This window comes from Rheinheimera tangshanensis (assembly GCF_014645135.1).
Taxonomy (GTDB): Bacteria; Pseudomonadota; Gammaproteobacteria; order Enterobacterales; family Alteromonadaceae; genus Pararheinheimera; species Pararheinheimera tangshanensis.
The window spans coordinates 77,410-90,790 of sequence record NZ_BMLH01000003.1 but is presented as its reverse complement, the minus strand read 5'-3'; the positions used below and the strand labels follow the sequence as shown (position 1 = coordinate 90,790).

The 13,381-nt window shown below is 47.2% G+C and carries 9 protein-coding genes; 4 read left to right on the top strand and 5 right to left on the bottom strand.

All coding sequences use genetic code 11. The features are described 5' to 3' along the window. Positions 1–11 precede the first annotated feature (11 nt). From IEW88_RS07645 to IEW88_RS07630, 4 genes are all read left to right on the top strand, one after another. Positions 12–1,019, top strand: a complete 1,008-nt coding sequence (locus IEW88_RS07645; protein WP_147903850.1) for a zinc-dependent alcohol dehydrogenase family protein — start codon at positions 12–14, stop codon at positions 1,017–1,019. Between the two features lie 320 nt (positions 1,020–1,339). Then, positions 1,340–2,221 (top strand): TrmB family transcriptional regulator, encoded by an 882-nt coding sequence (locus IEW88_RS07640; protein WP_147903851.1) that lies wholly within the window; start codon positions 1,340–1,342, stop codon positions 2,219–2,221. After that, positions 2,218–3,711 carry a serine hydrolase gene (locus IEW88_RS07635; RefSeq protein WP_147903852.1) on the top strand — a complete coding sequence of 498 codons (1,494 nt, stop codon included), beginning with the start codon at positions 2,218–2,220 and terminating at the stop codon, positions 3,709–3,711. Before IEW88_RS07640 ends, IEW88_RS07635 begins: the two co-directional genes overlap by 4 nt. A 128-nt stretch (positions 3,712–3,839) precedes the next feature. After that, complete coding sequence (locus IEW88_RS07630) at positions 3,840–4,022, top strand: DUF6435 family protein (RefSeq protein ID WP_053423688.1); 183 nt, start codon at positions 3,840–3,842, stop codon at positions 4,020–4,022. A gap of 257 nt (positions 4,023–4,279) precedes the next feature. On the opposite strand, the gene IEW88_RS07625 is transcribed toward IEW88_RS07630, so the two are convergent. From IEW88_RS07625 to IEW88_RS07605, 5 genes are all read right to left on the bottom strand, one after another. Continuing rightward, a complete protein-coding gene (locus IEW88_RS07625) occupies positions 4,280–4,693 on the bottom strand; it encodes a hypothetical protein (RefSeq protein ID WP_147903853.1) in 414 nt (137 codons plus the stop codon). Then, the gene (locus tag IEW88_RS07620; protein ID WP_147903854.1) at positions 4,694–5,569 is read right to left on the bottom strand and encodes an RHS repeat domain-containing protein; all 876 of its coding nucleotides are present in this window, start codon (positions 5,567–5,569) and stop codon (positions 4,694–4,696) included. It abuts the gene before it with no gap. Positions 5,570–5,911: 342 nt separating this feature from the next. Further along, entirely contained in the window at positions 5,912–8,977 is a 3,066-nt protein-coding gene (locus IEW88_RS07615) for an efflux RND transporter permease subunit (RefSeq protein WP_147903855.1), read from the bottom strand. A 4-nt stretch (positions 8,978–8,981) separates the two neighbouring features. Beyond that, complete coding sequence (locus IEW88_RS07610) at positions 8,982–12,221, bottom strand: efflux RND transporter permease subunit (RefSeq protein WP_147903856.1); 3,240 nt, start codon at positions 12,219–12,221, stop codon at positions 8,982–8,984. A 70-nt stretch (positions 12,222–12,291) separates the two neighbouring features. Continuing rightward, positions 12,292–13,359, bottom strand: a complete 1,068-nt coding sequence (locus IEW88_RS07605) for an efflux RND transporter periplasmic adaptor subunit (protein ID WP_147903857.1) — start codon at positions 13,357–13,359, stop codon at positions 12,292–12,294. Positions 13,360–13,381 lie beyond the last annotated feature (22 nt).

Genomic DNA, 13,381 nt, shown 5'->3' with positions numbered 1-13,381 from the left:
AGGACATTCAGATGAGCACTCAATACAGCATGCAAGCCCTACAAATCAGTGAAGCCAACGGCAGTTTCAAGTTAATCCAACAATCTATTCCTCAACCCGGACCAGGCCAGGTGTTGGTAAAAGTAGCAGCCAGTGGCATCAACCCACTGGATTTGAAAATCAGAGCAGGACTGGCAGCCCATGCTAAACAGCCTTTTCCTGCGGTATTGGGCATAGATATGGCAGGTGAAGTGGTAGCAACAGGCTCTGATATCCATCACTTTGTAAAAGGCGACAAAGTGTACGGCATGACGGGAGGTGTAGCAGGTCAGCAGGGTTCCTTAGCTCAGTATCAGTTAGTGGATGCGGACTTTCTGGCCAAAGCTCCATCTAATATCAGCCTGCGTCAGGCCGCTGCAATGCCTTTGGTGGTGATCACAGCCTGGGAAGGTTTGATAGACAGAGCCAAAGTCGCAGCAGGACATAAAGTGCTGGTGCAAGGCGGTGCTGGTGGTGTCGGTCATGTCGCAGTTCAACTCGCTAAAGCTTTTGGTGCAGAAGTTTATGCCACAGCTTCAGCCAAAGATGCTGACTATATCCGTTCTCTCGGTGCTGTATTTATCGACTATCGGCACACCACTGTAGCGCAGTATCTGGCCGAACATACCAACAACACAGGCTTTGATATTGTCTACAACACTATGGGCGGCACTAGTCTGGATCTGGCTTTTCAGTCGGTAAAAACTTATACGGGCCATGTAGTTAGCAGTCTCGGCTGGGGTACACATAGCATAGCGCCTTTATCATTCAAAGCCGCCAGCTACTCAGGTGTGTTCACTTTACTGCCGTTATTAACAGGTCAACACAGAGCACAACATGGCGCTATTTTGCGCCGTGCCAGCCAACTGACAGAACAAGGGCTGCTCGCTGTGCGACTTGATCCGGAAGAGTTTGACTTTGGCCACATAGAGCAGGCTTATGAAAAAGTAGCAACGGCAAGCAATAATGGCAAAGTGGTTGTCACTGTAGCAGCTGAATAAACAACTCAGGGAGTTCACCACCAACTGCTATCTATTGGAGCTGTGCCTGAGGGCACAGCAAACTTGATTCGATGTTATGGTTGAGATTGCGCAGACATCTGCGGCCTGTTCCGCATCAACTGCATCAACTTCTGTGCGACATCTTTGCATGAATACAACTTGCCCCTCCACAGACTCTAATGCTCTGCCCTTTGCATCGCTTTGGAAGACACAGCTCCTGTTCAGACAAACTAAACTGACATCAAAAGTTACACAAGGTATTTGCTCAAGCTTCATTTTAGTAGTAGCTTAAAATACTACTAAAAAACAAGTACGAAAGAATGTCTAAAATTCCATTAAATCAACTGGGTTTTACCGAGCTTGAAACTGATCTCTACCTTGCACTTTTAACTCAAGGCGAAATGACAGGCTATGCAGTGGCCAAACAGATCAATAAAGCCGTTGCCAATGTGTACAAAGGCCTGGAGTCATTGACGCAAAAAGGCGCAGTGATCCAGACCCATCAGGATAAAAAAATTTACTGCGCCGTGCCCTGGCGCCAGTTGCTGGACAGTGAACAACGCAAGTTTAGTCAGACCATAGAGGCTTTGGCCGAACAACTGGATGCCTTGCCTGAGCCGGATGAAAACGAACAAGTGTATCAGTTAAGTAATCTGGACCAGGTGCGGTCTGAAACCTTAGCTTTTATCCACAGAGCACAGCATTTAATTCTGGCGGACATAGAACCTGACGCGCTGATGTATTTTGCCGAAGCACTGCAACAGGCCGCCGCACGAGGCGTTGAAGTGCGGCTGAAAGTCTATGAAAAAGTGAGTTTACCCGGAGTGCTCCTGACCTTAAGGCAAAATGGCACAGAAGTGTATGCCAGAACCGACACCATCCGTTTTAAGCTCAGTGCTGATGGCCGGCATTTTGTGACGGCGTTACTGCACTCCAACAAAAAAGACTTGATCCAAGCCTTTAAGAGCAGCAGTGCCCTGATGAATATGAATATATTTTCAGGCCTGGCTTATGAGTTGATCCTGACCGAACTAAAACAAGCGCTAAGCCAATCCAATCTGGAACTGGCACAACAGATTTTGCAAAACACCGCACATCTGCACCCTTTTACCACGCAAAATCAGGTATTTCAGCACTACCGTCAACAGTACCAGCAGCGTTACAACACCAAGCCACTTACAGACGATCAGGAGCCATCATGAACAACATCATTCTCGGCCTGCTGGCAAGTTCGGCCTTTGTTATGCATTCAGCCTATGCAGTTGGCAACAAAGATTTTGCCCCATTGGAACAACTGATTGAAAAAACTAAGACTCAAACCAAGCTTCAGTCAGGAACAGCAATAGCCCTGGTGCAAGATGGCAAAGTGCTGTATCAGGGCTACTTTGGTTATGCTGACATCAAAGCCCGGCAAAAAGTCCAGCCAGACACTGTGTTTTATATTGCTTCGGCTACTAAACCTTTTACCGCTTTTGCCACCTTGTTGCTGGAACAGCAAAATAAACTGAGCACCAACACCTCCTTACAACAGATGTTTGCCGATACTCAATTCAGGGGTGTTGATGTCAGTAAAATTTCAATCAAACAACTGCTGACGCATCAGTCTGGTCTGGATAATCAGCCTTTAGTCTGGGCCACAGCTTATAGCGGCATTCACACCCCAGCCTCTTTAAAAGCTCTGGTGGCCGGGTCCTATCCGGATGCAGAAAGCAAAACAGGCCAGTTTAATTACAGCAATGTGGGCTACAACATCCTCAGTACCTGGCTGGATCAGCAGTCTGATCTCAGCTGGCAACAACAGCTACAAACACTGATTTTTACACCACTGCAGATGCAGCACAGCTCCACTTTGGTCAGCGAAGCGAAGCGCAAAAACTGGATGCTGGCTAAACCTTATTCAGCAATGAGCCCCAACCCAGCACAAGAGTTGTATCTGCAAAAAACCGATCGGACTATGCATGCGGCGGGTGGCATGCTGGCCACAGCGCCGGATCTGGCCAAATTTTTAATAGCGCAAATGCAAGATGGCAACTCAGTTTTTCCTGAAACTGTAATTAAAAAAGCACAACAGACCGAAGTGGTCACAGACAGCAACTACAACGATTTTAAACGCTCAGGTTACGCCTGGGGCTGGTACAGCGGTGACTACAAAGGTGAGCGCATGCTGCATCATTTTGGCAGTTTTGCTGGTTTTCACGCTCACTTGTCTTTTATTCCGGAGAAAAATATTGGTTTAGTGGTGCTGAACAACGAAGACTTTTTAAGTGGCCATGTCACTAATCTGATTGCCGATTACAGTTATGGTTTGTTACTGAACGAAGCCAATATAAAAACCAAAGTTGCCGCCCGCTTTGACGATTTGTGGGTAAAAGCAGCTGGCCTGCCAAAAGCCGTGCTAAAAGAGCAGCAAAAAATTCAGGGGCGTACTTTTCAGCTGTCTTTGCCTGCAGCAGCTTATGTAGGCACCTATCGCCACCCGCAACTGGGTGATATTCAACTGACACTGACCGACAAACAGCAACCGCAACTGCAATGGGGAGAACTACAGACTGTGGCGACTGGCTATGACCAACCCGATGCAATACGGCTAGGCTGGGTACCCAACTCAGGAGAAATCGCCAACTTTAAGCTTGATGGTAAAAAAGTCACCAGCCTGTCTTTTAATGAAATGACATTCCAGAAAATCAACTGAAGCAGATTCAAACTCACTCAGCACAAGGTTTTGTTCTTCGTCAGTTGAACAAAACCTTGAGTGCTGACGTATACAGATTTACTCAAGCCACAGCGTTAACCCAACGCCTCAACCAAAGAGCCCAGTCCATGTTTAGTTTTTTTAAACGAGATCCAATCAAAGCCCTACGCCAAAAATACGATGCCAAAGCCGAGCAAGCTATGCTCGCCCAGCGAAAAGGCGATATGCGCTTATTTGCCGACTTAACCGCAGAAGCAGAAGAATTATGGGCACAGCTGGAAAAGTTGCAGGCTGAAACCAAGCAAAGCTAAAACTCTTGGTTGTTACAAAGCTTGAGCAAAAGGCCACTGTTTTATACTGGCCTTTTTAGCTTTTAAGACTGATGGATAGTGGTTGTTAGCTATGAGCGAATAGTAGATCTAAAAATGATTTATTTTTGGAAAAACTAAATGACCGCTTTGCTGCTGTTGCGGACATTGTGGGATTAGTCTGAGAACTAAAGAAGAACACCCATAGCTCGGTGGAAACTATGGGATCCCCAACTTGAATTAGTTAAACTTTAAATATTTTAAGTGCCATAGATCACTCGTCGCGCTCGATAAGCACAAACTAGCAATACAAACAAATTTACCCAAGGTGCTACCGAGTTAAAGCCATCAACAATGAAACCATATGTCATGAATAAAAAAGACATCGTCACGCAGACAATAAAAGATTTAACGCTATAGAAAGACAGTAAAAACAATGTGGCATATGCGATGACGTAAGGCCACCTTGTAATGTAGGTAATGGCTCTCATGCCATCGATATAGCATTGATTAACATCCGACAATGCAACTATTTTAGCGCATTCAGCCTGAATGTATTCAATATCTATACCTATAGCGCTATATATACCTCCCCCATGCGAGGTAGACATTAACAGCGACACCACTTCAGACGCAATCATTAAAACAGCACATATGAAAGGCATTGGTTTCATTTATTCAACTCCTGCAGGGCAATTTGGTTGTGCACACCATTTCAATCTTGGTCCAGTTAAACTTCGCGCAGACTCCGCCCATCTTGTTGTTCCTGTTGGAGTTATTTTCAAAATTGTTTCCATACTTGAGTATGGACTGTCTCCGGCAACATCCGAACGGTAATTAATTCTATATAATTCTGATTCCTTCAACGTTACTTTGATTGAATACTCATCATAAGCAATCGGAAATTTCGCCGATTCTACGAGAGTTTTCTTAATCCCTTCTTTCATAACATGTCCACCTAACGAGAATGCAAGATCTATTGTGTTGTTTATATCATCACGTGACTCACCGACTTTGCCACCATCCACAATTTTGGTTTTTCCTGTTTCTTTCCACTCAAGACGCTCTCCAAAATTAACTTCTGATCGACTCACTTTTGAACTAGCCGTAAATTCGGAGCTATTAACAGAAACTCCACCACAAATACGTGTTCCAACACCATCTTTTTTACAAGTCCCATCCGGAGCCACCGCATTCATCGGGTCATTGCCGACATAGGCATACCAGTTCATGCCGTCTTTGTAGCCGATCGGATCGGTTTGCAGAAAACGGCCTAACTTCGGATGGTACACCCGTGCTTTGTAGTGATAAAGCTCGGTGCCGGGCAGCAGGATTTGGCCGGTGTAGCGAAAGCGTGATGCGCTTTGATTAATCGGCTCGCCGTAAGGGCCGTATTGGTGTTTTTGTACTACAGCACCAGAAGCATTAGTCTCCGCCATAATACTACCGCGCTCGTCTGCCAAGAGATACATCGGGCTGCTGGTGCCACTGCCGTCAAAGCTTACCAACGGGTCGTCACTGCCGATGCCATGCACATAGCGTTTAAGCATGGTGCCGGCAGCGTTATATTCCGCTATTAACTCTTAGCAGACATCGCAATTACCAGCGTTCGAATGTCCGCAATTGGCACTAAGCGGTTATCCGATTTACTTATACTCAGACAACTTAAGCAATTCGAACTGAATCGACCGAAGATTGGAATTGCGGTCTAAAGAGGACTAAGCAGCCAAAGCGAGGAAAGTCATGGTGCTTAGCAGACCCTGTCCAGCATGGATGCTGGACAGGAGCCTATAGGGACATATTTACGGCGAGTCTGCGTGCACTATGGCTTTTCCGCTGCCACCTTCACCAACTACTGAAGAGCGGCAGATTTAAACTAGCAACGAAGCAACTTAAGGCGCCGTAATCACCCTATTCGCCAGCACTTTGGCTTTGCCCAAAAAGCCGGACCAGCGAATATTAAAACGCACTAAACCCCAGTAGGTAAGCGGCACCAGCAGTAAACTGGTTAAGGTGGAGAACACCAAACCACCAATGATAGCGATTGCCATAGGCGCATAACTTGGGCCGTCGCCGCCTATAGTGGCATCACCAAAAGCCAGTGGTAATAAACCTAGCACTGTGGTGGATACCGTCATCAGAATAGGTCGTAACCGGGCTTCACAGGCTTCGATAATCAATGGTACCAGCTCTGCATCAGGGCTTTCATTACGCAGCTGATTGATACGGTCTACCAGCACTATGCCGTTATTCACCACTATGCCCATCAGCACCAGCATGCCTATCATGCCCATAATGCCCATAGAAGTGCCGGTGAATAAAAAGGCCCAGAACACACCGACAAAAGAGAACAACAAGGAGCCTATGACCGCGGTTGGCATAATCAAGGACTCAAACAGCGCCGCCATCACTAGATAAATCATCGCCACAGCCAGCAACATATTGATTTGCATAATGCCCTGCGCTTCATCCTGATACTGGAAGCTGCCTTCAAAAGACCAGGCGTAACCTGCTGGCAACTGCAGCTGATTTAATCTTTGGGTCAGCTCTTCACGGGCTTTATCCATCGTCAGGTCTTTATTCATATTCATGCCAATGGCAAGCGTAGTCTGACGATTAAAGCGGCGGATTTCCGACAGCAGGGGTTCTACTTTCAGTTCAGCCACCTGCGCTAAGGTAATGACTACATTGTCTTTCACCAGCACAGGAATAGCGGCCAATTCAGCCGGTGAATGGCTGACTTTTTCGTCATACAACACCCTAAGCTGCAATTCGCCCTGCTCGTCCGAGCGGTAGGTGCGTAAATTCGTGCCACGCAGCGCCAATGTAACGGCTTGCGCCACTTCGCTGGCATCCAGGCCCTGACGTTGTAACTCTTCATTGTTCAGCTGAATTTGCATTTCAAACTGGCCATCGGAAATTTCAGAGCGCACGTCTTCCAGCCCTTTAATTTGTGAGATCACAGGCACTATGTCAGCAGCTAATTTGGTCAGCATTTCAGTCGAAGGGCCAGATAAATGCACCTGCATACCACCGCCGTTATCACTCCAGCCAAAACTGGGTTGTGAGCGCACTAGCTGTGGCCAGCCTTTGCGAATAGCTTCCTTAATTTCAGAGACAGGTTTTACCAGCGGATCGTTAAACATAATGATCGACATCGCATGATTGGCGGTGTAATAGCTGTACACAGACTCAATTTCATACTCGTCTTTGTGCTGATATAAGTAGGCTTCCATCCGGTTTACTTCCTGCTCTACCTCGGCCAGATTGTAATTGCCCTGCACGTTGTAGTTCAAAAAGGCTCTGTTACTGTCGCCATCATTATCGTCACCACCAGACACCTGGCTTAACGGAATAGCAATACTGAACAGCAATAAAAAAGCGATGCCGGTTGCAGCTTTAGGTGAAGCCATCACCCAACGTAAACAGCGGCCATAAAACTTATCGACTTTGCTCGGTGCCGCATTGTCTGAGCTATGGATTTGCTTAATCTTTGTAGTTAACAGCGGAATTAAAGTTAAGGCCATCAGCAAAGACACAGCAAGCGCTATGGTGATGGCAATAGCAACATGCTCCAGAAACACAGTGACATCGACTTTCTGGCCGATAATATTGGGTAAAAATACGATGGCTGTAGTCGCAGTACCGGCCAGCACGGCCAGACTCACTCTGTTTACTCCCAATTCTGTGGCTCTTTTCATATCAGCATCGGCAGCACGTTCGCGGAATATACTTTCAGTCACTACCACTGAGTTATCCACCAGCATACCGACCGCCAGCATTAAGCCCATCATACTCAGCACATTCAGGCTGTAACCGAGGAAGTACATAGCACCCAAAGTGATGGCGATAGACACAGGCACAGACAACACCACCACTAAAGTAGTGGGAATATGGCGTAAGAATAAATACAACACTCCAAAAGACAACACAGCGCCCATAGCGCCAGAACCCAACAGGTTCGACAAAGAGTCTGTGACGCCTTTGGCGGTGTCGTCCATCAGGAATAAATTAATACCGTTAAAGGCCGGATCTTTACCCGCTGCATCTACTACAGCTATTGCTGCGCGGGATACATCGACCAGATTCGCATTCGACTCTTTAAAGACGTTCATACCGACCGCATAGGTCTGGTGTAAATGCCGGCCTTCAATACGTTTGGGCAGCTCCAGCATCACATCAGCCACGGCGCCCAGAGTTAGACCGGCACGAATAGGCAAAGCGCGGATTTCATCCAGACTGGTAAATTCGCCAACAGGTTTCACCAGAATACTTTCATTTGGATTACGCAGCTCGCCCGCTGTCATCGCAAAATTACTGGCCTGCAATAATTGCACTAACTGCACCGGGTCGACCTGCAAATTGCGCATACGTTGTGGGTCAAGGCGAATAGTCACCTGGCGTTTATCCACACCATACAGCTCGACTTTCGATACACCAGGCACCCGCTCCAGCGGACGCTTAATCACACGCTCCAGTAAGTCGTAGGCCATGGCTAAATCGCGTTCACTGGAAATACGCAGCTGGAAAATAGGCATATCGCTGGTATTAAACTGATACACCATCACCCGCTCTACATCCCGTGGTAACAGGTGACGCATATTGTCTAAACGCTCACGTACTTCAATACTTTTGGTATTGATGTCCTCTTCCCAGTTAAATTCCAGCGAAATGTCAGCACCGTCTTCTTTGGAAAAACTGCGCATCTTTTTAATGCCGGTCACTGTGGCCAGCGCTTCTTCCACTGGCCTGGTGATCAAACGCTCGGTTTCGCTGGGCGTAGCATTGGGATAAGGCACATGCACATAAATTTCCGGGATATCGATACCCGGGAATTTCTCCAAAGGCAACATTCTGCTCGCGATTAAACCAAACACCAGCAAGGACAAAAACAACATACATAAAGTCACAGGCCGGGTTAAGGCAAAACGGGTGATGGCTAAGGGTTTATGATCCATGTTGTTACTCCTTAGCCGCTGGTACGTCACGCGCAGTCAGGCGGTATAGCACAGGGATAAACACCAGCGTCAGCAAGGTCGACAGGCTTAAGCCCCAAATCACCGTAATGGCCATTGGAGCGCGGATTTCAGCACCATCACTGCTGCCCAGCACCATAGGTAATAAACCCAGCACTGTGGTTAAAGTCGTCATCAGTACAGGACGTAAACGGGTTGCACCGGCTTCAACTATGGCATCAGACACCGCCATGCCTTCATCACGCAGCTGATTAATACGGTCTATCAGCACTATGGCGTTATTCACCACTATACCGGCCAGCATAATCAGGCCGATAAAGACGATGACAGAAACCCGGGTGCCCGTCAGCCACAAACCAAGTACGGCACCAGCACCAGCCAAAGGCACAGTAAATAAAATCAACAAAGGTTGCAGCAGGTTTTCAAACTGCGACGCCATCACCAGATAGACCAGAAACACCGCTAACAGCAACGCCATCATCAGGGAATTAAAGGAACGTTCCATCTCTTCACTTTGACCGACAATAGTAGCGCCAACACCATAAGGCAGCGTCAGCTGTGCCAATACAGCTTTGGCTGCCGCTGTGGCCTGCTCCAGGTCGCCGTAAGCTAAATTAGCGCTCACCAAAGCCACACGTTGCTGACCAATACGGGTAATTTCGCTTGGGCCTACTTCACGTTTAATGTCAGCGACTGCAGACAACGGCAGCGGCTTTTCACTATTTGGGTTGATGATAATTTGCGACAGTTGCTGCTCTGAGTTGCGGAAGTTTTCTGCCAGACGCACACGGATATCGACTTTGCGATCGTTAATCGAATACTGGCCTGCAACTTCACCACCAATATAATTCGCCACCCGTTTCGATACATCTGCCGCGGTTAACCCCAGCTGAGATAAACGGTCATGATGAAAATGTAAGGTAATTTCCGGCTGGCCAGAACGCAACGAGCTTTTGATATCGGTAAATCTGTCATTAGCAGCCAATGCCTTAGCCAATTGATCCGAGGTGGCTTTTAAGCTGGTTAAATCATGGCCGGATAATTCTATTTCCAGTGGCGTGCTGAAACTAAACAGCTCTGGTCTGTCGATCTTGGCGCTCAGATCCGGCATGGTGCTGACCGCATCGCGAAACAGTTGAATTAAACGTTCTTCATCCGCTTTGGTGGCACTGTCTTTTAAAATAATATTTAACCGGCCCCAATGACTGCCACCTACATTGGGATCCACAGTCATTTGCTGGCCTGTACCTGCCTGGGCATAACTGCGGTCAATTTCAGGCTGTAATGAGGCCACATCCGCCAGTTGTTTTAATACCTTGTCCGTACGTTCTATCGCGCTGCCAACAGGAAGTTGAACTTCGACATAAAACTCGCCCTGACTCATGCTTGGGATCACGTCAAAACCTAAACCCGGGATCAGTGAATAAATCAGCGCGGTCAGGCCTATAGTGGCTGCCAGTACCAAAGCTTTGGCACGCAAGGCGGCGGTTAATACAGCACGGTAACCCGATTCCAGAGCCCGTAAAAAAGCCTGCACTATGTTCAGCAGCGGATTAAAGACAAAACTTAAGCCTTTAGCTACTGCACGGAACAGGATAGTGAATACCGTAAATAAACCTAAAAATACAAAACGTACCGCCAGATACAACAAATGAAACGGCACCAGCGGCCATAAATACCAGCGCGATGGCTTAATGGATAGTTTTGCAGCTTGAGTATCCGAAGTGATAGCTGCAGCTGATGTTGTGCGCTCACGGGCCGCCATGGCGGGAATAAGAGTTAAAGCCACCAGCAATGACGCCAACAAGGCGTAAGTGACGGTTAACGCCTGATCTTTAAATAACTGGCCTGCGACCCCTTCGACAAACACCAGCGGGAAAAATACCGCCACTGTGGTTAAGGTTGAAGCCGTAATCGCCATCGCCACTTCACTGGCGCCTTTTTTCGCCGCTTCCATCGGAGCCATGCCCTGCTCTTTATAACGGGCGATATTCTCCAGTACCACAATGGCGTTATCCACCAGCATACCTATAGCCAGGGCTATACCGCCTAAGCTCATAATATTTAAGCTGATATCCTGCGCATACATCAGGTTGAAGGTGGCAATGACTGACAGCGGAATCGAGATAGAAATCACCAGCGTGGTCCAGACATTACGCAGGAACAAATACAGCACTATCATCGCCAGAATACCGCCTTCAAAAGCGGCTGATTTCACTTCATCTATGGCTTGTTTGATAAAAGTGGATTGGTCATACACTAAGGTTAACTGATAACCAGCAGGCAGATTCTTTTGTAAATCCTCCAGCTTGGCTGTAACAGTTTTTGCCACTTGAACTGTGTTGGCATCACCTTCTTTGTAGATGGCAATTTCTATCGCTTCTTTGCCATGCACATAGGTAATACTTTGACGGTCGACAAAAGAGTCACGAATTTCGGCAATATCAGACAACCGAATTTGGCTTTCACCTACTTTGGCAATATACAAATTGCGGATTTGATCCAGATTGGCAAACTGATTAATGGTCCGGACTAAATAATCATGACTGCCGGTTTCTAAACGGCCACCAGCCTGGTTAATGTTTTGCTCTTTTAACCGCTGATTGATGGTGCTGATATCCAGCTTTAACTGGCTGAGTTTTTCATTATCAATCAGGATTTGAATTTCCTGAGTTAAACCGCCATCAGGCCGCACTGCAGCCACACCGGCTAAGGATTCTAAACGGCGGCGTAAATCTTCTTCAGCAAAAGTACGTAAGCTCACCAGTTGAGCTGGCGTTAAATCCTGTTTCTCATCCCGGCTTAACGCCAAACGGACCACAGGGTCTAAATTCGGGTTAAAGCGCAGTAACAATGGTTTTTTCACATCCAGCGGCAGGTACAGCACGTCGATTTTCTCACGCACTTCGAGGCCTGCCAGATCCATATCTGAGCCCCATTCAAATTCCATAATCACATCAGAGCGACCAGCGCGGGACACCGAATGTACTTTACGAATGCCTTTGACAATACCTACAGCTTCTTCAATTGGCTTGCTGACTAACTGCTCCACTTCGGCTGGCGCTGCACCTGCGTATTCAGTGCGGATGGTTAAAGTGGGGTAAGACAAATCTGGCAGTAAATTGACGGCCAGTCGCCCCATAGCGACCAGACCAAATAACATAATACCTAAAGTGAACATCCACATAGTGACCGGACGTGCAACGGCTGTATCCACGAGTTTCATAGAGGATCCCTTACTTTTTATCTTTATTATTGATGGTGGGGATTAGGCCCCACCAATGAGGGAGATTGAATTAGCTTTTCGCAATAACCTGAACAGGACTTTGCTCTTTTAGGCTGGCATGACCTGCAGTGACCACTTGCTCACCTTCAGTTAAACCTTCCACCACTTCAAACATAGTGTCGGATTCATAGCCCGTGGTAATGGTTTTACGTTCGACTTTGCCGTCTTTATTCACCACAAAGACTGAGCTGCTGTTATCCATCGCCATCACAGCACGTTTAGGCACTAATAACGCCGCGGCTTTAGCGTCGTATTGCACTTCGACCTGAGCAAACATGCCAGCTTTTAATGTCAGGTCACTGTTATCCACCGCCACTGTGACGCGGGCAGTACCAGTTGTTGCATCTACCACCGGAGAGATACGGATAATTTTCGCTTCTTTGGCTGGCAGAGCAGCAAAATGCAAGTGCGCAACCTGGCCTACTTTAGCGCGTGGTAACTGATGCTCTGGTAAATTGATCACCGCCTCTAAACGCTCTTGTGACACAATTTCAAACAAAGCTTTGGATGAATATTCAGTGATCAACTGGCCTACTTTGACATGACGACGGGCAATCACACCGCTGATAGGCGCAATGATTTGAGTTTCTTTTAATGCCAGCTCAGACAAAGCCACAGAAGCGGATAAAGATTCCACCTGCCATTTTAACTTGTCATAGACATCAAAACTGACCAGTTTTTTCTGGTACATAGTTTCTAAGCGCGCCAGCTCGCTTTTTAATTGGCCCAATTCAGCTTTGCCTTTGGCTAAGTTCAGTTGCTGACGTTCGGTATCTAAGATAGCCATCACCTGACCGGCTTTGACATAATCCCCTTCTTCAACAAACAACTGCTGCACTATGCCAGTTGATTTGCTGTTCACTTCAGCATCTTCCTTGGCTTCCAATGTGCTGGTGGTGCGATACAAACTGCTGATTTCACCACGGCTGACCAAAGCAGCTTCGACTGGGATGCTGATCACAGCGTCCACTTTAGCAGCATCCGGACTTCCTTCGGCGCTGCCGCAACCAGTTAATACCAAAGAACCAGCCAATAAGGCAGTAGTTACAGCAGTAGCGAGTAATGAGCGGGTTTTCATAATTTATCCTTAAACAAGCAAA

Excerpts from the sequence above, each read along its gene's own strand:
- IEW88_RS07645 (WP_147903850.1), top strand. The coding sequence starts at position 12 with ATGAGCACTCAATACAGCATGCAAGCCCTACAAATCAGTGAAGCCAAC.
- IEW88_RS07640 (WP_147903851.1), top strand. The coding sequence starts at position 1,340 with ATGTCTAAAATTCCATTAAATCAACTGGGTTTTACCGAGCTTGAAACT.
- IEW88_RS07635 (WP_147903852.1), top strand. The coding sequence starts at position 2,218 with ATGAACAACATCATTCTCGGCCTGCTGGCAAGTTCGGCCTTTGTTATG.
- IEW88_RS07630 (WP_053423688.1), top strand. The coding sequence starts at position 3,840 with ATGTTTAGTTTTTTTAAACGAGATCCAATCAAAGCCCTACGCCAAAAA.
- IEW88_RS07625 (WP_147903853.1), bottom strand. The coding sequence starts at position 4,693 with ATGAAACCAATGCCTTTCATATGTGCTGTTTTAATGATTGCGTCTGAA.
- IEW88_RS07620 (WP_147903854.1), bottom strand. The coding sequence starts at position 5,569 with ATGCTTAAACGCTATGTGCATGGCATCGGCAGTGACGACCCGTTGGTA.
- IEW88_RS07615 (WP_147903855.1), bottom strand. The coding sequence starts at position 8,977 with ATGGATCATAAACCCTTAGCCATCACCCGTTTTGCCTTAACCCGGCCT.
- IEW88_RS07610 (WP_147903856.1), bottom strand. The coding sequence starts at position 12,221 with ATGAAACTCGTGGATACAGCCGTTGCACGTCCGGTCACTATGTGGATG.
- IEW88_RS07605 (WP_147903857.1), bottom strand. The coding sequence starts at position 13,359 with ATGAAAACCCGCTCATTACTCGCTACTGCTGTAACTACTGCCTTATTG.